The sequence below is a fragment of the Streptomyces justiciae genome (assembly GCF_015163075.1).
In the GTDB taxonomy this organism is placed as follows: Bacteria; Actinomycetota; Actinomycetes; order Streptomycetales; family Streptomycetaceae; genus Streptomyces; species Streptomyces justiciae.
This window is the reverse complement of sequence record NZ_JADDXU010000001.1, coordinates 59,671-77,884: the sequence shown is the minus strand read 5'-3', so window position 1 is coordinate 77,884 and position 18,214 is coordinate 59,671. Positions and strand designations below refer to the sequence as shown.

The 18,214-nt window shown below is 69.8% G+C and carries 12 protein-coding genes, 1 other RNA gene and 1 pseudogene; 7 read left to right on the top strand and 7 right to left on the bottom strand.

Features of this window, described 5'->3' with window-relative positions:
* Nucleotides 1–77: 77 nt before the first annotated feature.
* A complete protein-coding gene (locus IQ210_RS00295) occupies nt 78–1,049 on the bottom strand; it encodes a LysR family transcriptional regulator (RefSeq protein WP_194075442.1) in 972 nt (323 codons plus the stop codon).
* 102 nt (nt 1,050–1,151) lie between these two features.
* Here IQ210_RS00295 and IQ210_RS00290 point away from each other — a divergent pair.
* Nucleotides 1,152–2,403 (top strand): annotated as a pseudogene (locus IQ210_RS00290) (MFS transporter); the annotation flags it as partial.
* A 72-nt stretch (nt 2,404–2,475) separates the two neighbouring features.
* Here IQ210_RS00290 and IQ210_RS00285 read toward each other — a convergent pair.
* Nucleotides 2,476–3,852: a cytochrome P450 gene (locus IQ210_RS00285; protein WP_194075440.1), complete on the bottom strand. Its 1,377-nt coding sequence runs from the start codon at nt 3,850–3,852 to the stop codon at nt 2,476–2,478.
* 178 nt (nt 3,853–4,030) lie between these two features.
* On the opposite strand from IQ210_RS00285, the gene IQ210_RS00280 reads away from it, so the two are divergent.
* The 6 genes from IQ210_RS00280 to IQ210_RS00255 are packed head-to-tail and all read left to right on the top strand — an operon-like array spanning nt 4,031 to nt 13,308.
* On the top strand, nt 4,031–5,326 hold the full coding sequence (locus tag IQ210_RS00280) for an ABC transporter substrate-binding protein (RefSeq protein ID WP_194075437.1): 1,296 nt from the start codon (nt 4,031–4,033) through the stop codon (nt 5,324–5,326).
* On the top strand, nt 5,323–6,270 hold the full coding sequence (locus tag IQ210_RS00275) for a carbohydrate ABC transporter permease (RefSeq protein WP_194075435.1): 948 nt from the start codon (nt 5,323–5,325) through the stop codon (nt 6,268–6,270). Before IQ210_RS00280 ends, IQ210_RS00275 begins: the two co-directional genes overlap by 4 nt.
* The gene (locus tag IQ210_RS00270; protein WP_194075433.1) at nt 6,267–7,091 is read left to right on the top strand and encodes a carbohydrate ABC transporter permease; all 825 of its coding nucleotides are present in this window, start codon (nt 6,267–6,269) and stop codon (nt 7,089–7,091) included. Before IQ210_RS00275 ends, IQ210_RS00270 begins: the two co-directional genes overlap by 4 nt.
* 12 nt (nt 7,092–7,103) lie before the next feature.
* Nucleotides 7,104–9,353 carry an alpha-xylosidase gene (gene yicI, locus IQ210_RS00265; RefSeq protein WP_194075431.1) on the top strand — a complete coding sequence of 750 codons (2,250 nt, stop codon included), beginning with the start codon at nt 7,104–7,106 and terminating at the stop codon, nt 9,351–9,353.
* Complete coding sequence (locus tag IQ210_RS00260) at nt 9,353–10,363, top strand: LacI family DNA-binding transcriptional regulator (protein WP_194075429.1); 1,011 nt, start codon at nt 9,353–9,355, stop codon at nt 10,361–10,363. The genes yicI and IQ210_RS00260 overlap by 1 nt, the downstream gene beginning before the upstream one ends.
* 44 nt (nt 10,364–10,407) lie before the next feature.
* Nucleotides 10,408–13,308, top strand: coding sequence for a glycoside hydrolase family 3 protein (locus IQ210_RS00255; RefSeq protein ID WP_194075427.1), 2,901 nt, complete (start codon nt 10,408–10,410; stop codon nt 13,306–13,308).
* A gap of 5 nt (nt 13,309–13,313) precedes the next feature.
* On the opposite strand, the gene dacB is transcribed toward IQ210_RS00255, so the two are convergent.
* The 5 genes from dacB to smpB all read right to left on the bottom strand — a co-directional run bounded on the left by dacB (nt 13,314) and on the right by smpB (nt 18,172).
* Nucleotides 13,314–14,870, bottom strand: coding sequence for a D-alanyl-D-alanine carboxypeptidase/D-alanyl-D-alanine endopeptidase (gene dacB / locus IQ210_RS00250; RefSeq protein ID WP_194075425.1), 1,557 nt, complete (start codon nt 14,868–14,870; stop codon nt 13,314–13,316).
* Between the two features lie 46 nt (nt 14,871–14,916).
* Nucleotides 14,917–15,882 (bottom strand): extracellular catalytic domain type 1 short-chain-length polyhydroxyalkanoate depolymerase, encoded by a 966-nt coding sequence (locus IQ210_RS00245; RefSeq protein WP_194075423.1) that lies wholly within the window; start codon nt 15,880–15,882, stop codon nt 14,917–14,919.
* Between the two features lie 96 nt (nt 15,883–15,978).
* Nucleotides 15,979–17,019 (bottom strand): DUF4232 domain-containing protein, encoded by a 1,041-nt coding sequence (locus IQ210_RS00240; protein WP_194075421.1) that lies wholly within the window; start codon nt 17,017–17,019, stop codon nt 15,979–15,981.
* Between the two features lie 94 nt (nt 17,020–17,113).
* Nucleotides 17,114–17,519: a transfer-messenger RNA gene (ssrA, locus tag IQ210_RS00235) on the bottom strand.
* A gap of 110 nt (nt 17,520–17,629) precedes the next feature.
* Nucleotides 17,630–18,172, bottom strand: a complete 543-nt coding sequence (gene smpB / locus IQ210_RS00230) for an SsrA-binding protein SmpB (RefSeq protein WP_097264823.1) — start codon at nt 18,170–18,172, stop codon at nt 17,630–17,632.
* Between the last annotated feature and the right edge of the window lie 42 nt (nt 18,173–18,214).

The window sequence follows — 18,214 nt, the reverse complement described above, 5'->3', positions numbered from 1 at the left end:
GGTCCGAGCGCCCCCTTTATCACATGGTGCTCAGGCCACGAATGTAGCGCACACGAGGGTGGCGTGTTTGCCGTGTGTCACTTGTGGACATTTTCGATCTTCCTGTCGATGGCCGGAAACCATCCTTCGGCAGGCCGGTTCAGCCACCCCTCCGCCGCCGACAACTCGGCCGCCGCGCGTCGAAGAGCGTCGAACCCGGGGTGCACCAGCCCCTTCCGCCACACCAGGGACACCGGTGACAGGGGCACGGGATCGATCAACGGGCGCAACACGGTCGACGGCATGGCCGGAAAGTCCACCACGGCGAGAATCGGGTTCCGGGTCTTGGCCATGATCCTTTGGAACTCCTCGTGACCGACCGCCATCGGCGCGGGTGACGCCACCTCGATCCCGCGTCCCTCGAACAGGTGCCGGGCGAGGTCGGTCCACTCCGGCGTACGGGGATTGCCGGCCCCGGCGTACACCTCCTCGCCGGCCAGCTCGGCCAGCGGCACCGCGTCCAGTGCCGCCAGCCGGTGGTCCTCGGGCAGCACGACGGCCATGGGTTCGAGGCGCACGAGCAGATGGTCGAGCCCCGAGCGCAGCGCCGGGTCCAGACCGGCGAAGCGCCCGAAGGAAACGTCGAGACGACCGGCGAGGATCTCGGCCGCCGCACCCGTCAGCCCGCTCTCGTAGCGGGCCATGAGCTCCTGCTCGGGGGCGAGTTCACGGGCTCTCGCGAGCACCCGCCCACCGGTGCCGAGTCCCGGCGAGTTGACGTCGACGAGCAGCGGCCGGGCCTGTCCGAAGGCGGCGATCAGCTCGTCCTGCGCCGCGAGCACCCGGCGCGCGTGCGGCACCAGCCGCTCCCCGTCACCGGTCAGCGTGACCTGCCGCGTGGTCCGCACGAACAGCTCGGCACCCAACTCCCGCTCCAGCCGCCGTACGTCACGACTGAGCGCCTGCTGGGCGACGTACAGCCGGGCCGCGGCACGCGTGAAGTGCAGTTCCTCGGCAACGGCGAGGAAGGCGCGCAGCAGACGGGGGTCGAGATGGGTGGGTGCGGGCATCCGGCGAACCTACAACGGCGACGGCGATTGACAACAGGGATGCGTCAATCGCCGCGCGGAAGGTGTTGGACCGCAAGATCACCCACCGGCGACGGTGGACCCATGCCGCAACCGACCCACCGCCCCCTCTTCACCACCACCGGCGAAACCCTGGTCATCGCCGACTTCACCCCGCGCCCGCCCCGCACACCCCGCGACCCCGGCCCCTACCGCCGCCTCTTCGCCCACCCCGGCACCCGCGCCTTCACCGCCGGCAACCTGCTGGCCCGGCTCCCCATGGGCATGTTCAGCGTGAGCGCGGTCGTCATGATCGCCGGGACGCGGGGGTCGTACGCCCTCGCCGGCGCCGTCAGCGCGACGGGCCTCGCGGCTACGGCCGTACTGGCCCCCTTCACCGCCCGCCTCGTCGACCGCCACGGCCAGGCCCGCGTCGCCGTACCGGCCACGCTCCTCGCGGCCCTCGGCTCCCTCGCCCTCCTCCTCTGCGTGCGCTACGACGCCCCGGCCTGGACCCTGTTCGCCGCGTACGCCGCCACCGCCACGACCCCCAACATCGGCGGCATGTCCCGCGCCCGCTGGGCGCACCTCCTCAAGGGCGACGACAAGGCGCTGCACACCGCGAACTCCTTCGAGCAGGCCGCCGACGAACTGTGCTTCATGCTGGGCCCGGTGCTCGCGGCCCTGCTGTGCGGAACGCTGTTCCCGGAGGCGGGCACGCTGGTCGCGGCCGTACTGCTGGTGACGGGGATGCTCCTGTTCACGGCCCAGCGCTCGACGGAACCCCCGGTCCAGCAGCAGACCCACGCGAAGACACCGCTGCGGGCCCCGGGGATGCCCCCACTGCTGCTCGCGTGCCTGGCCATGGGCGCGGTGTTCGGCTCCATGGAGGTCGTCACGATCGCGTTCGCGGACGCGCGGGGCCACGCGTCGGCGGCCGGGGTCGTCCTCGGCCTTCAGGCGGCGGGTTCGTGCGGCGCGGGCCTGGTGTACGGCGCCCTGAAGCTACGCGGCCGAGCCGAGTCCCGCCACCCGTGGTGCCTGGCCGCGATGACGGCACTACTGACGCTGCCACTGCTGGCGGCGGGTGCCGCTGGTTCCCTCCCGCTCGTCGCGGGCGCCCTCCTGATCGCCGGCATGGCGACGGCTCCCACGATGGTCACCACGATGACCCTGATCCAGGACCGCACCCCCGAAGGCCGCCTCAACGAGGGCATGACGCTCGCGGTGACGGGTCTGTTGGGCGGCATAGCAGGGGGCAGCGCGCTGGGCGGCTGGACGGCCGAACACCTGTCACCGACAGCGGGCTACAGCGTGCCGGTAACAGCAGCGGCCCTAGCCTTGGTGATCACGCTCACAGCAACGCCGCTGAAGGGGCGCGGGGAACTGCGCGACCAGCCACAACGGCGCAGCACCCGAAAAACAGCACTCACCCCCGCGGCGCAATCTTCACCCTCGCCACCCCCTTCGCCCGCAACGTCACCTCAGCCCCCACCGGCACTTCCCCCTCCCCCACCACCTCGAACGCAAAGTCACGCAGCAACACCGCCACCCCCAACACCGACTCCAACATCGACAGGTGCTGCCCGATACACGCCCGCGGCCCACCCCCGAACGGAAACCAGGCATACCGAGGCCGACCACCCTCCGCCTCCGCAGTGAAGCGCCCGGGGTCGAACCGCCCAGGCTCATCCCAGTACGCGGGATGCCGATGGGTCACCCAAGGACTGACAATCACGTCAGCCCCGGCAGGAATCCGCACGCCGTCGATCACCGCGTCGCCGACCGCCCGCCGCCCGATCACCGGCGCCGACGGATACAACCGCATCGCCTCCTTGACCACCATGGTGAGCCGGGGCAACGCCTCCATGTCCGCAGCCGTGGGCACCCGGTCGCCGCCGCCCAGCACTCCGTCGACCTCCTCCTGAACCCGCCGCTGCTCCTCGGGATGCCGGGCGAGAAGGTGCAGGGCGAACGCCAGCGCCGTGGCGGTCGTCTCATGCCCGGCCACCAGGAAGATCAGCACCTGCTCCCGGAGTTCGTCAGCGTCGAGACTGCCGTCCTCGGCGTTCCGGGCGTGCACGAGCAGACTGGCGAGGTCGTCCGACGCGCTGCCCCCGCCACCCCGCCGACTGGCGATGATCTCGTCGCACAGCGCGAACAGCTCGCCTTGCAGCCGACCCGCCCGGCGGTTGGCCGGCGTGGGCCAGGAGCGCGGCGGCTTGACCGGGGACAGCCCCCGCCTGAGCGCGTACGCCTGGAGCGGCGGCAGCGTGCGCTCGACGACGTCGAACGCCTTCTCCATGTCCGTGCCGAACAGAATCCGCCCGACCATCCGCAACGCGAACCGGTGCATCTCACCGACGAGTTCGACGACGTCCCCGTCCCGCTCGCGCCACTCGCCGGCCAGCGCCGCCCCCTCGGCCGCGACCTGCCCCGCGTACCCGTCCACCCGCCGCCGGGTGAACAGCGGCTGCACCAGCCTGCGTTGCCGCAGATACGTCTCGTCCTGGCTGGTGAGCAGCCCGTTGCCGATGGACCTGCGCAACTCCTCGTAGAAAACGTTGTCCTTGCGGAAGTTCGCGGCCTGCCCGGCCAGCACCTGCTGTGCGCCCTCCGCCGAGAAGACGGCGTAAATATCGGCTCGCAGACCCGGCGGACCGGCTCGGAAGCGCACCACGTCACCGTGGTCGCGGCGGGCCCGTTCGTACGTGCCGAGCGGGTCTGTGAGCAGGTCGTTCATCGAACCCAGCACGGGGTTCGCGGTCACGATCGGCGCTTCGCGCACCTCGGTCGTCATCGTCATGGCGTCTCCCGCCCCCGGTGATCGCGGTCACGGCAATTCTCGCGCGATCCATTGACTCGTCCACAGCCCGCACATACCTTCCCCCGTCGAAGCGCTTCGACGTAAGTCGTCGAAACGGTTCGACGCCATGAGAAAGCTCCGAAGATCCATCCGGCTCCGACTCCCCTGGAGGCACGGGATGTTGACGGCACGAAGGCGTGTGGTGGCGACGGCGGTCCTGGCCGCCGGAGCACTGCTCCTGACCTCCTGCGGGGACTCCGACAGCGGGTCCTCAGGAGACGGCAAGACACTCAAGCTCTGGCACTACGAGGCCCCGAACAGCGCGATGGGGCAGGCCTGGAACGAGGCGATCAAGGAGTTCAAGGCCAAACACCCGGGCGTGAAGGTGGAGTTCGAGGAGAAGGGCTTCGAGCAGATCCAGAAGACCGCCCCGATGGTCCTCAACTCCTCCGACGCGCCCGACGTCATGGAGTACAACAAGGGCAACGCGACGGCCGGTCTGCTGTCGAAACAGGGTCTGCTCACCGACCTCACCGCGGAGGCCACCAAGCGCGGCTGGGACAAGAAGCTCAGCAGCAGCGTGCGCACCACCAGCGTGTACGACACCAACGGGGTCATGGGGTCCGGCAAGTGGTACGGCGTGCCCAACTACGCCGAGTACACGATGGTGTTCTACAACAAGGACCTGTTCAAGAAGTACGGGATCGCCGCGCCGAAGACGTTCGACGAACTGACGGCCGCGATGGACAAGTTCGTCCAGAACAAGGGCACCCCGCTGGCCAACGCGGGCGCCGAGTACCCGGCCCAGCAGTACCTCTACCAGCTCGCGCTGTCGAAGGCGGACCGCGCCTGGGTGGACTCGTACGAGCTCTACAAGGGCAAGACCGACTTCCACGACGCGGCCTGGACGTACGCCGCCGAGACGTACGCGGACTGGGTGAAGAAGGGCTACATCGCCAAGACGTCCTCCAGCACCAAGGCCGAGGACGCGGGCGTCTCCTTCATCCAGGGCAAGGCGCCGATCTTCTTCTCCGGCAGCTGGTGGTACGGCCGGTTCGTCGACGAGGCGAAGTTCGACTGGGGCACGTTCCTGTGGCCCGACTCGAACATGACGCTCGGCTCCGGCGGCAACCTGTGGGTGGTGCCGAAGGGCGCGAAGAACAAGGAACTCGCCTACGACTTCATCGACATCACCATGTCGAAGAAGATCCAGAACCTGCTCGGCAACAAGGGCGGTGTCCCGGTCGCCGCCGACGCGAGCGCGATCACCGACCCGCGGTCGAAGGCGCTCATCGACAACTTCAACACCCTCTCCCAGCGCGACGGCCTTGCCTTCTACCCCGACTGGCCGGTGCCCGGCTTCTACGACGTCCTCGTCTCCCAGACCCAGAAGCTGATCACCGACAGCGAGAAGCCGGACGGCTATCTGGACGCTCTCCAGGACGCCTACGACAAGGGCGCGCCGAAGCAATGACGGTCACCGTCGAGAAGCGCGGGGTGACCGGCAAGGCGGCACCGGCCGGTCACCCCCGCCGCCCCCGCGACTCCTACGCCCTGTTCCTGCTCCCCGGTGTCCTCGCCTTCCTGGCCGTGATCATCGTCCCGTTCCTGATGAACACGTACGTCGGCTTCACCGACTGGCAGGGCGTGGGCTCCCCCAGCTGGACCGGGCTCGCCAACTACCGCGAGCTGATGGACGACTCCGAGTTCTGGGCGTCGTTCCGGCACAGCCTGTTCATGGTCGTCGCGATGGCGGCCGTACCGACGGCGGTCGGACTGGTCCTGGCCGCCGCGCTGTTCGACTACATCGGCAAGCACTTCGGTTCGAAGGTCGTGGCCGTCCTGCGGGCCTGCTTCTACCTGCCGCAGGTGCTGCCGATCGCGGTCGCCGGCATCGTGTGGAGCTGGATCCTCGCCCCCGACAACGGCTCGCTGAACGAACTCCTCAAGGCCGTCGGCCTCTCCTCCTGGCAACAGGACTGGCTCGGCGACCCCGACATCGCGCTCTACAGCGTGATGGGCGTGATGGTGTGGGTGCAGCTCGGCTTCCCGCTGGTGGTCTTCATGGCCGGACTCCAGCGCGTGGACCCGCAGTTGTACGAGGCGGCCGAGCTGGACGGAGCCGGCTGGTGGCGGCGGTTCTGGCACGTCACGCTGCCGCAGATCCGCCCGGAGATCTACGTCGTGCTGACCTGGTGCACGATCGCCGCGCTGAAGGTGTTCGGGGCGGTGTACGTCCTGACGAAGGGCGGCCCGGGCGGGGCGACGAACGTCCCCTCCTACTTCTCCTTCACCACGTTCTTCGAGAAGACGCAGGTCGGCTACGGCGCCGCGATCTCCACCGTGCTCACGGTGATCATCCTGGCGCTCTCCCTGATCGGCCTGAAACTCCAGACCCGCGCGGAGGACCAAGCATGAGCACCGCGCTACGGCGTTACCCCGTCCTCATCGCCCTGTGCGTCGCCGCACTGTTCATGATCGTGCCGTTCCTGATCGTCGCCCTCAACGCCTTCAAGTCCCCGGCGGAGTACAGCCAGAACGGCCCGCTCAGCTTCCCCGAGGGCTTCTACGTGGACGGCCTGAAGGATTTCTGGGAGCGCGTCGACTACAGCCAGAAGCTGTTCAACTCCCTGCTGATCAGCGGCTTCGTCGCGATCCTGGCCGTGGTCCTGTCGGTCCTCAACGCGTACGCGATCGGCATCGGCCGCATCAAGGGCCGCACCTGGGTCCTCGCCTTCTTCGTGCTCGCCAACATGCTGCCTCAGGAGGCGCTGGTCTACCCGATCTACTACCTGAGCAAGGAGGCGGGGCTCTACGACACCCGCCTCAGCGTGATCATCGTGTTCACGGTGATCCAGGCGGCGTTCGGGACGTACCTGCTGTCGTCCGTCCTGGGTGAGTTCCCGCGCGAGATCATCGAGGCGGCCCGGATCGACGGTGCGAACAAGTGGCAGATCCTGTGGCGGATCGTCGTGCCGGTAAGCCGCCCGACCCTCGGGGTGCTGGCGGTCTTCTTCTTCATCTGGACCTGGAACGAGTTCCTGCTCCCCCTGGTCATGCTGATCTCCAACGACAACCAGACGGTGTCGGTGGCCCTCGGCGTCCTCCAGGGCCAGCGTCTGATGGACGCGACGATGACCAACGCGGCCGCCCTGCTCGGCGTGCTGCCCGCGATCGTGTTCTTCCTCCTCTTCCAGCGCACGCTCACCCGCGGCATCGCCGTGGGAGCGGTGAAGTAAGGAACCCCCCACATGAAGTTCACCGACGGCTACTGGCTGCTGCGCGAGGGTGTCACCGCGGCCCACCCGGTCGAGGTCCTCGATGTCACCGCCGCCGAGGGCGCGCTGGAGATCCACGCGCCCACGCAGCCCATCCGCCACCGCGGCGACCTGCTGAAGGGACCGGTCGTGACGATCAGCGCGCACTCCCCGATGCCGGACGTCATCGGCGTCACCTTCACCCACTTCGAGGGCGAACAGCCGCGCGGGCCCCAGTTCGACGTCAGCAAAGAAGAGTTCTCCGTTCACACGGAGTACGACGAGGAGCACGCGACCCTCACCTCCGGCGCGCTGTCGGTCCGGGTGGCCCGCACGGGCTCCTGGCAGGTCGACTTCCTCGCCGAGGGCCGCACGCTCACCTCCAGCGGCCCCAAGGGCATGGGCATCATGCGCGACGCGGACGGCGCCCACTATCTGCGCGAGCAGCTGAACCTCACCGTCGGCACCTCGGTCTACGGCCTCGGCGAACGCTTCGGCCCGCTGGTCAAGAACGGCCAGGTCGTCGACATCTGGAACGCCGACGGCGGCACGGCCACCGAACAGGCCTACAAGAACGTGCCCTTCTACCTCACCGACGCGGGCTACGGCGTCTTCGTCGACCACCCGGGCAAGGTCTCCTTCGAGGTCGGCTCGGAGGCGGTGTCCCGGGTCCAGTTCAGCGCCGAGACGCAGCAGTTGACGTACTACGTCATCCACGGCCCGGACCCCAAGGACATCCTCCGCAAGTACACGGCCCTGACCGGCCGCCCCGCGCTGCCGCCCGCCTGGTCGTTCGGGCTGTGGCTGTCGACGTCCTTCACGACCTCGTACGACGAGGAGACGGTGACGTCATTCATCGAGGGCATGCGGGAGCGCGAACTGCCCCTGTCGGTCTTCCACTTCGACTGTTTCTGGATGCGCGAGTTCAACTGGTGCGACTTCCAGTGGGACCCGCGGGTCTTCCCCGACCCGGCGGGCATGCTGTCGCGGCTGCGGGCGCGGGGGCTGCGGGTCAGTGTGTGGATCAACCCGTACATCGCCCAGCGCTCCCCGCTGTTCGCGGAGGGCAAGGCGCTCGGGCATCTGCTGAAACGCCCGGACGGCAGCGTCTGGCAGTGGGACCTGTGGCAACCGGGCATGGCGCTGGTCGACTTCACCTCCCCGGCCGCCCGCGACTGGTACGCGGGCAAGCTGGAGGCGCTGCTCGCCCAGGGCGTGGACTGCTTCAAGACGGACTTCGGCGAGCGGGTGCCGACGGACGTGGCCTGGGCCGACGGCTCGGACCCGGAGCGGATGCACAACTACTACACGTACCTCTACAACCGCACGGTCTTCGACGTGCTGCGCAAGCACCGCGGCGAGCAGGAGGCGGTCGTCTTCGCCCGCTCGGCGACGGCCGGCAGCCAGAAGTTCCCGGTGCACTGGGGCGGCGACTGCGAGGCGACGTACGAGTCGATGGCCGAGTCGCTGCGGGGCGGGCTGTCCCTCGGGCTGTCCGGCTTCGGCTTCTGGAGCCATGACATCGGCGGGTTCGAGGGCACCCCGAGCCCCGCCCTGTTCAAACGCTGGCTGGCCTTCGGCCTGCTGTCCTCCCACAGCCGGCTGCACGGCAGCTCCTCCTACCGCGTCCCGTGGCTCTTCGACGAGGAGTCGGTAGACGTCCTGCGGCACTTCACCCGGCTCAAGCTCAGCCTCATGCCCTACCTGTACGAGGCCGCCCGCACCGCCCACACCGAGGGCACGCCCGTCATGCGAGCCATGGTGCTGGAGTTCCCGGACGACCCCGGGTGCGCGCATCTGGAACGGCAGTACATGCTCGGCCCCGACCTGCTGGTGGCGCCGGTGTTCTCCGACGACGGGGAGGTCGCCTACTACGTGCCCGAGGGCACCTGGACCCACTACGTGAGCGGCGAGACGGTGACCGGACCGCGCTGGGTGAAGGAGAAGCACGACTTCATGAGCGTGCCGCTGCTGGTCAGGCCGGGTGCGGTGATCCCGGTGGGCGCGGTGGCCGACCGGCCCGACTACGACCACGCCGACGGCGTGACCCTGCACGCCTACCGGCTGCGGCGGGGCGACCGGGCGGTGGTGCGGGTCGGGGAGGTCGCCTTCACCGTCGTACGCGAAGGGGACACCCTGCGGGCGTCGTGCAGCGATCCGGCGGCGCCGTGGGGGCTGGCCGCCGGGGAGCGGACCGCGCGGGGGCAGGCGGGCACCGGCTTCCTCTCGCTGGAGCTGGGCTGATGGTGAAGATCACGGACGTGGCCCGGCACGCCGGCGTCTCCCCCAGCACCGTCTCCTACGCCCTCAGCGGCAAGCGCCCCATCTCCGAGGAGACCCGGCAGCGCGTCGAGGCGTCCATCCGCGAGCTCGGCTACCGCCCGCACGCGGGCGCCCGCGCCCTGGCCAGCAGTAGATCCAATGTGCTGGCCCTCGTCGTGCCCTTACGGGCCGGCATCCACGTCCCGGTCGTCATGCAGTTCGCGGTGTCGGTGGTGACGACCGCCCGGCGCCACGACCACGACGTGCTGCTCCTCACCCAGGAGGAGGGCGAGGACGGCCTCAGAAGGGTCGCCGACACCGCGCTCGTGGACGCCTTCGTCGTCATGGACGTCCAACTCGACGACCCCCGGCTGCCGTTGCTGCGCTCCCTGGAGCGGCCGTCGGTGATGATCGGCTTCCCCGCCGACGCCGAGGGCCTGACCTGCATCGACCTCGACTTCAAGGCGGCCGGCGAGGCGTGCGTGGAGCATCTGGCCCGGCTGGGACACCGGGTGGTCGCCCTCGTCGGCTCGCCGCCCGAGGTCTACGTCCGCCAGACCGCGTTCGCCCAGCGCGTGGTCCAGGGCTTCACCGCCGCCGCCGACCGGGGCCGCCTCGCCTCCTCCGTCCACCCCTGCGAGGCCACACCCGCCGCGGCCCGCGAGGTGGCCGAGCAACTGCTGCGCGAGCAGCCCGCGTTGACGGGCGTCGTCGTGCACAACGAGGCGATCCTGGAGCCGCTCGTCGACGCCTTCGAGCAGCTCGGTCTGCGCGTCCCCGCCGACCTGTCGATCACCGCGATCTGCCCCGACGAACTCGCCGAGAACCTCCGCGTCCCGATCACCTCGGTCGCCCTGCCGTCCGCCGAGGTGGGCGAGCGGGCCGTGGAGCTGCTGATGCGCAAGCTCGACTCCAAGACCGTGCCCGAGGCCACGCTGCTGCCGCCCCGGATGACGGAACGCGCGAGCACCGCACCGCGCAACACGCCCTGAGATGACCCCTGTTGATGCAAGGACCTACTCGAAGGAGCCGCTCGATGAGAGGCAGCACAAGACGTAGATCCACGCTCGTGGTGGCGCTGGCCCTGGTGGCGGGGCTCGGCGCCACCGTCCCCGCCCACGCCGAGGACCCCGCGTACCCCTTCCGCAACCCGTCCCTCTCCGTGGACCAGCGCGTCGACGACCTCCTGGGCCGGCTGACCCTCGACGAGAAGATCTCCCTCCTCCACCAGTACCAGGCCGCGATCCCCCGCCTCGGCATCCAGTCCTTCCGCACCGGCACCGAGGCCCTGCACGGCGTCGCCTGGCTCGGCGAGACCACCGTCTTCCCGCAGGCCGTCGGCCTTGCGTCGAGTTGGGACCCGGCCCTCCTTGAACAGGTCGGCTCGGCGGTCGGTGACGAGGCCCGCGGCTTCCAGCAGGAACGCCCCGACGGCTGGGGCCTCAACCTCTGGGCGCCGGTGGTGAACCTGCTCCGCGACCCGCGCTGGGGCCGCAACGAGGAGGGCTACAGCGAGGACCCCGCACTGACCGGCGCGATCTCCACGGCGTACGGCGAGGGCCTGACCGGCGGCGACCCCGACCACCTGAAGACGGCCCCCACCCTCAAGCACTACCTCGCCAACAACAACGAGTGGCACCGCACCACCACCAACTCCGAACTGCGCCCGCGCGTGGCGAAGGAATACGACGAGGCGGCCTTCAAACCGGCGATCGAGGCGGACGCGGCGACGGGCGTGATGTCGTCGTACAACCTCGTCAACGGCCGCCCCAACACGGTGAACCCGGACCTGAACGACACCGTCCGCGGCTGGTCCTCCTACGACCTCCTGAACGTCACCGACGCCTTCGCCCCCGGCAACCTCCACGGCGACCAGCAGTACTACCCGAGCGTGGTCGAGGGCGACGCGGCCGCGATCAAGGCCGGCATCGACAGCTTCACGGACAACAACGCGGACGCCTCGGTGACGACCGGCGCCGTCAAGTCCGCCCTGGACAAAGGCCTGTTGAAGGAGGCGGACGTCGACGAGGCGGCCGGCCACATCCTGTCCGTCCGCGTCCGCCTCGGCGAGTTCGACCCGGGCGGCGGCAAGTACGGCTCGATCGACAAGTCCGTCATCAACAGCCCCGCCCACCAGCAGCTCGCGCGCAAGGCCGCCACCGAGGGCGCGGTGCTGCTCAAGAACCAGTCGGGCACGCTGCCGCTGAAGAAGTCGGAGAAGGACGTGGCCGTGGTCGGCCCCCTCGCCGACACCCTCTACACCGACTGGTACTCCGGCACCCTCCCCTACGCGGTCACCCCGGCCGAGGGCATCGCCGCCAAGCTCGGCACCGACGTCACCAGCAGCGAGGGCGTCGACCGCATCGCGCTCAAGAACGCGGCGACCGGGAAGTACATCACCACCGGCGACGCCCTGCTCAAGGAGAGCGCCCAAAGCCCCACCCAGCAGACCCAGTTCGACGTCCTCGACTGGGGCGGGGGCGTGGTGACCCTGCGCTCGGCGGTCAGCGGCAAGTACGTCGGCTACAACTGGTCCGGATTCGCCGACGACCAGGCACAGCCGAACGGCTGGTACGTCCAGCAGCAGTTCAAGCTGGAGGAGCAGGCCGACGGCAGCTACCTGCTGCGCTACGCGGGCTACGAGACCGAGGAGCCCTGGTGGTCGAACCCGGTCTACGTCGGCCCGACCGGCCCGGACGGTACCCTCGGCCTGGTGTCCAAGGAGCAGGCCGCCCACTACACGAAGGACGTCGTCCGCAGCGGCGTCGACGAGGCCGTGGCCGCGGTCAAGGGCAAGGACGCGGCGGTGGTCGTGGTCGGCTCCAACCCGTCGATCAACGGCCGTGAGGCCCACGACCGCACCGACATGGGCCTGGCCCCCGCCCAGGAAGCCCTGGTCAAGGCGGTCCGCGAGGCCAACCCGAAGACGGTCGTGATCGTCGAGAACAGCTACCCGACCACACTCGGCGCCCTCCAGCAGGACGTCCCGGCGCTCCTGTGGACGTCCCACGCGGGCCAGGAGACCGGCAACGCCCTGGCGGACCTGCTGTACGGCGACGCCAACCCCTCCGGCCGCCTCACCCAGACCTGGTACCGCTCCGAGTCCGACCTCCCGTCGATCCTCGACTACGACATCATCAAGTCCGACCGCACCTACCAGTACTTCAAGGGCCAGGCGCTCTACCCGTTCGGCTACGGCCTCTCCTACACGTCCTTCCGCTACGGCGACCTGCGCAGGACGGCCGACGGCTACGAGGTGAAGGTCACCAACACCGGCAGCCGCGCGGGCGCCGAGGTCGTCCAGCTCTACACCCACCAGCGCGTCTCCCGCGACAAGCAGCCGCTGAAGCAGCTGAAGGCCTTCCAGCGGGTCTCGCTGAAGCCGGGCCAGACCAGGACGGTCCGTCTGAAGCTGTCGCCGAAGGACCTCGCCCACTGGGACGTCACCCGCTCCAAGTGGGTGACGGAGAAGGGCACTTACGACGTCCTGGCCGGCGCCTCCTCCACCGACATCCGCGCTCGCACCACCTGGCAGGTCGCCGGCGAGACCATCCCGGCCCGCGACCTCACCCGCACGACCCGCGCCGAGAACTTCGACGACTACGACAGCACCCACCTCGTCGACGAGTCCAAGGAGCGCGGTACGGCGGTGTCGGCGGCCTCCGACGGGGCGTGGCTGAAGTTCGCCGACACCCAACTCGGCTCGGGTGCCCGGAAGTTCACAGCTCGCGTGGCCGGTTCGTCCGGCACGGTCGAGGTACGCCTCGGCTCCCCGACCGGCCCCCTCGCCGGCACGGCGACCTTCGGCGGCACCGCCTCGCCGTACACCTACGAGACGGTGACCGCCGACCTGTCACGGGCGGCGAAGGGCCGTACCGACGTCTACCTGGTGCTGAAGGGGGAGGGCCTGCGCCTGGCGACGTTCAGTCTGCGCTGAGCGCCTCAGCAGAGCGCGGGCTTGCGCCACGCGCACTCGAGGCCGTCGCCCCGCGCTGCCTTCGGCTCGACCGGGGCGGCGGCCTCCTCCGTCGACTTCGCGAGCGTCACCACGATGGCGTCCTCCAACGGCTTCACGGAGGACGCCAGGTAGTTGTTGAGGACGATGCTGAAGACCAGTTCGCGGCCATCGGCTCCGGTGACGTACCCCGAGAGTGCCGAGGCGCCCGTCAGCGACCCGGTCTTGGCACGGGCGTTGAGCGCGGCGGCCGTACCGCACATCCGCGACCGCAGGGTGCCGCCGACGAACCGGTCCGGATCGCAGGCCACCGGCAACGAACGCTTCCAGTCCGGGTACCAGGGCTCGGCGCGCACGGCGAGCAGCAGCTTGACGAACTGTCCCGCCGGGAAGTTGTCCATCCGCGACAGCCCGGACCCGTCCACCTGCCGCACCTTGGCCGCGTCGACACCGACGCCCTTGAGGTATCCGGCGATCGCGGCGAGCCCCGCGCTCCAACTGCCCTGCTTCGACACCTCGTAGCCCATGGTCTTGGTGAGGATCTCGGCGTGCATGTTGTTGGACAGCTTCATGAACGGGATGAGCAGGTCCTTCAGCGGCATGGAGGAGTGGGTGCCCAACTCCTTCCCGCCGGCCGGAGTTCGGCGCCCCAGCCGGGTCGGGCCCGTGACCTTCACGCCGTGCGCCTTCAGCGCGTCCCGGAAGACCGCGGCGGCGTACCCGGTGGGCTCCCACACCGTGACCCACTCCTTGGCCCCGGAGCCGCCCACGGGTGTCGTGCCGCTCACGACGATGTCATTGGTGCCGTGCACCCGCTCGACGGTGAGGTCGTTCGCGCCCCCGGCGGCGACGGTCGTGGCCCGCACGTCGATGTCGACGTAGCCGGTGTCGGGCGTGACGGTGACGACGGGCTCGTCCCCGGCCGCCGCACCCGGCGCGACCGTGACGATGACGGTCCCGGTGTCGTAGTCGGTGTCCGGCGCCACGCTCAGGGCGCTGATCTGCGCGGAGTAGTACGAGGACTCGTCGTCGGCGGCCCAGGAGCGGCCGAGACGCTGGTCGTCGAAGCGGGTGTCGTCGGCGATCAGCCGCCCCTCGACGCGGGTCACCCCGGCGGCGGCGACCTGGGCCGCGAGCTGGTCGTAGTCGGCGGCGAGCAGGGTCGGGTCCCCGGTGCCGCGCAGATACAGGTCCCCGCGGAGCACCGACCCGTACCGCCGTCCGTCGGCCAGCACATCGGTGGTGAACCGGTGGCCGGGGCCGAGGATCTCCATCGCGGCGGCCGAGGTGGTCAGCTTGGTGTTGGAGGCGGGCATCAGCCGGGTGGTGGGCTGGCGCTGGTACAGCAGCTCACCGCTCGCGGCGTCGGCGACGACGACACTCGCGACACCGCCCTCCATCCGGGGATCGCCCAGGACGGTGTCGATGGCCTCGGACAGGCCGGAGCGGTCGGAGTCCGCCCCGGCCTGCGCACCGGGGCCGAGAACGGCGGCGACGAGCACCCCGGCCACGGCCCAAGTCCACTTGCCTCTATGGGAGTTCATACCGGTCGAGCATTCCGGATGCCGGCGCCCGTCACCAGAACGCCTCTCAGCCGCCCAGCCCCCACGCGGCACCCATCCGATACGCGGCACAGAGGTTCACGTCGAGGATGTACGCCCCGGCGGTCCCGCACTGCTCGCTCCCGCTTCCCGGATCGACGGGCTGCCCGTGCCCCATCCCGGTGATGCTGTACGTCTCGACGACGGCGGCACCGCCCGCGGCCTGGTACGTCCGGTGCGGATACCCGGCGACGGTGTCACTGACGTCCGCGGTCTGATCGGCTCCCTGCACATCGGTCCACTGCTTGACCAGGTCGGTCATGTTGACGGGCTTCACCGTGTAGTCGGCCGTCCCCTGGAAGGCGACCAGCGTCGGCCAGGGCCCGGTGTACCCGGGCCGCGCGGCCCGCACCCGGTCACCCCACTGAGCGGCGGTCTGCGTGGCCCCGACGTACATGCACACGTACGGCGACCCGGCGGCCTGCGCACACCCGTACGGCAGCCCGGCGACGATCCCGCCCGCCGTGAACTTCTCCGGGTACGCGGCCATCATCACGGCGGCCATCCCGCCCCCGGCGGACAGCCCCGTGACGTACACCCGTCCCCCGGAGACATCCGCGACCTGCCGGTCCACCATCTGCGCGACGGACGCGGCCTCGCCCTGGCCGCGCGTGATGTCACCGCTCTGGAACCAGTTGAAGCACAGCGATGAGTTGTTCGCGCTCTGCTGCTGCGGCAGCACGACGGAGAACCCCCACCGGTCGGCGAGCTGCGTCCACCCGCTCCCGGTGCCGTACCCGGAGGCGTTCTGCGTGCACCCGTGCAGCGCGACGACCACCGGCCGCCCGGCGGGCAGCCCGTCGGGCACGTACCGGAACATCCGCAGCGCCCCCGGGTTGGTCCCGAACCCGGTGACCTCCTGGAGGGACGCGGCGGACGCCGGCACAGGCGTGAGAAGGACGGCGAGGAGCGCCGTGAGGACGGCGAGCAGGCTTGCGGCTCTGGTGTGTGTCATGGGCAGGGACCGTAGAAGCGTGAACGACCCCTCGATATGGGGCCGCACACCACAACGGGCCTGTGCGCCATGGTGGTTCGCGGCGCGCCGGACGGCTTACGGTGCGGTCGGCCGCGCGGTCCCCGTCTCGGTCCCCCGGTAGGTGTCGTCCCTCTCCCACGGCCCCACGCCGAGCTTCCCGGTCGTCCCGAGGTCGAGTTCCGGCACGACCGTCACGGGGGCGGCGCCGGACTTCGGGAGAACGCGGACGTACGGTGCGTTGACCGGGTCGCCGGCCTGGGTCGTGTTCCGCCACGCGAGCGTCGTCCGCGCGGCCTCACCCGGCTTCAGCACGACCGGTCGCGGGCTGCCGTCACCGCCCGCGGCGGGGCTGATCGCGTCGGTGCCGTGCAGTATCCGCACGCCGTCGACCTTCTCGTGGTCCTCGTCGAGGAGTTCCAGCCCGGGGTAGCCGTTGAGTTGGTAGGTGTCGCTGCCGCAGTTGACGAGGTGCAGGCCGACCACGCGCAGACCCATGGCGGCGTCGCCCTGATCGGCGTAGACGTGTACCCCGGACGCCGGGCAGGGGCCCGAGGCGGACGAGGCCTCGGCGGTGGGCACGCTGCGCACCTTGATGACCTCCACGCCCGTCACTTCGGGCGGATGCGCGGCCGCCATCGCCGACATGGCCACGACGTCCTTGACGGTGGCCCCCGGCGCGACCGCCTCGACGGTCCGCTCGACGTTGTCCACCGAGCCGCCGGACGCGGACAGGAACCCGAAGGTGACCGTGTAAGTCGCCTTCTCGGTCCCCTGGTTGGTGAGTTCGAAGGCGGCGGAGTAGTCGGCGCTCGCACACTCGCTCCCCGCGCCCCAGGCATACAGGCCGGTGATCTTCAGGCCGTCCTCGCCGGGCCCGCCGGCGGAGGGCACCGGAAGGGACCTCGGAGTGCCGGAGGGGGTCGCGCCCGGTGCGGGGGACGCCGGCGCGGCGCCGAACTGCGCGAAGTCGTCCGGACACAACGACTCGGCGCTGACCGGGGCCTTCCGAGCCCCCTCGGTCCGCTCGCCTCCCGGCGAGGCCTTCTCGGTGCCACAGGCGGCAAGGAACAGGACGGCACCGGCGAGTGCGGGAAGGACACGTATGACGGCAGGCATCCGCCCACCCCACCATGACCATGACCGCATGACAAAGCCCCGCTGCTCAGGAGCAGCGGGGCTGAGTCCACATGGGGTGCCCATCGGTCTGGGCGAGTGGAGATGGCGGGAATCGAACCCGCGTCCAACGGTGCGGAATCAGGACTTCTCCGTGTGCAGTCTGGTACGAGTTTCTCGGCCCTCCGGATCACCCAGACAAGTCCGGAACGGGCCCAGTCACTGTTTGATTTCCCTCTTCACCCCGTGACCGGGATCAAGGTTTAGTCCCCTAGCTGATGCCAGGAACCGGGTCGGGAACAGCCCCGGGCTGACACTCCCTTAAGTAAGGGGCAGTTGCCTAGTTACCTGAAATCAGGCAGCGAGGGCGAACTGCGTCGCCTTGGGAGAATCGCTCTTGATAGTGGCGATTATTTTTTTCGGCCTGTGGTTTACGAGATCATGGCCGCTTCCTCGACACGCTTCCCCTGCTTCGACAGCCGCTGTCGAAACCGATCATCCCCATGTTGTGTTTTCAATGCGCACACCGACCGTGGCCGGTGTTGATGCCATCGTACGTGACCAACGCACGCCGATGCCACCGTATTCCCGGCGGCCTCGCCCTACTGGCCGCCTACTGGCCCCGCTGCTTCCGCTTGGCCGCCGCGATCGCCCGGTCCGACTCCCGCCGGTCCTGCTTCTCCCGCAGGGTCTGGCGCTTGTCGTACTCCTTCTTGCCTCGCGCGAGCGCGATCTCGGCCTTCGCCCGGCCGTCCTTGAAGTACACGGCGAGGGGCACGATCGTGTGACCCGTCTCCTGGGACTTGGACTCCAGCTTGTCGATCTCCTCGCGGTGCAGCAGCAGCTTGCGCTTGCGGCGCGCGGAGTGGTTGGTCCAGGTGCCCTGGGCGTACTCCGGGATGTGGGCGTTGTGCAGCCACGCCTCGCCCCCGTCGATCTGGACGAAGCCGTCGGTCAGCGACGTCCGCCCCTGGCGCAGCGACTTCACCTCGGTGCCGGTCAGCACGATGCCGGCCTCGTAGGTGTCGATGATCGCGTAGTCGTGCCGGGCCTTCTTGTTCTGGGCGACGATCTTCTTCTTGCCGCCCTTCTCGCCGTCCCGGCCCTTGGCGGCCGCCCCGCCCTGCTTGGGCTGGGACTCCTTCGGTACGTACATTCCCTTGCTCATAGTGCCGTCCATTTTCGCACTACGGAGGGG

What these genes read in the sequence shown, in the direction of transcription:
- IQ210_RS00285 (WP_194075440.1), bottom strand. Translation starts at nt 3,852, where the DNA reads ATGACGATGACGACCGAGGTGCGCGAAGCGCCGATCGTGACCGCGAAC.
- IQ210_RS00260 (WP_194075429.1), top strand. Translation starts at nt 9,353, where the DNA reads ATGGTGAAGATCACGGACGTGGCCCGGCACGCCGGCGTCTCCCCCAGC.
- dacB (WP_194075425.1), bottom strand. Translation starts at nt 14,870, where the DNA reads ATGAACTCCCATAGAGGCAAGTGGACTTGGGCCGTGGCCGGGGTGCTC.
- IQ210_RS00245 (WP_194075423.1), bottom strand. Translation starts at nt 15,882, where the DNA reads ATGACACACACCAGAGCCGCAAGCCTGCTCGCCGTCCTCACGGCGCTC.
- IQ210_RS00255 (WP_194075427.1), top strand. Translation starts at nt 10,408, where the DNA reads ATGAGAGGCAGCACAAGACGTAGATCCACGCTCGTGGTGGCGCTGGCC.
- IQ210_RS00270 (WP_194075433.1), top strand. Translation starts at nt 6,267, where the DNA reads ATGAGCACCGCGCTACGGCGTTACCCCGTCCTCATCGCCCTGTGCGTC.
- IQ210_RS00295 (WP_194075442.1), bottom strand. Translation starts at nt 1,049, where the DNA reads ATGCCCGCACCCACCCATCTCGACCCCCGTCTGCTGCGCGCCTTCCTC.
- IQ210_RS00280 (WP_194075437.1), top strand. Translation starts at nt 4,031, where the DNA reads ATGTTGACGGCACGAAGGCGTGTGGTGGCGACGGCGGTCCTGGCCGCC.
- yicI (WP_194075431.1), top strand. Translation starts at nt 7,104, where the DNA reads ATGAAGTTCACCGACGGCTACTGGCTGCTGCGCGAGGGTGTCACCGCG.
- IQ210_RS00275 (WP_194075435.1), top strand. Translation starts at nt 5,323, where the DNA reads ATGACGGTCACCGTCGAGAAGCGCGGGGTGACCGGCAAGGCGGCACCG.
- smpB (WP_097264823.1), bottom strand. Translation starts at nt 18,172, where the DNA reads ATGTACGTACCGAAGGAGTCCCAGCCCAAGCAGGGCGGGGCGGCCGCC.
- IQ210_RS00240 (WP_194075421.1), bottom strand. Translation starts at nt 17,019, where the DNA reads ATGCCTGCCGTCATACGTGTCCTTCCCGCACTCGCCGGTGCCGTCCTG.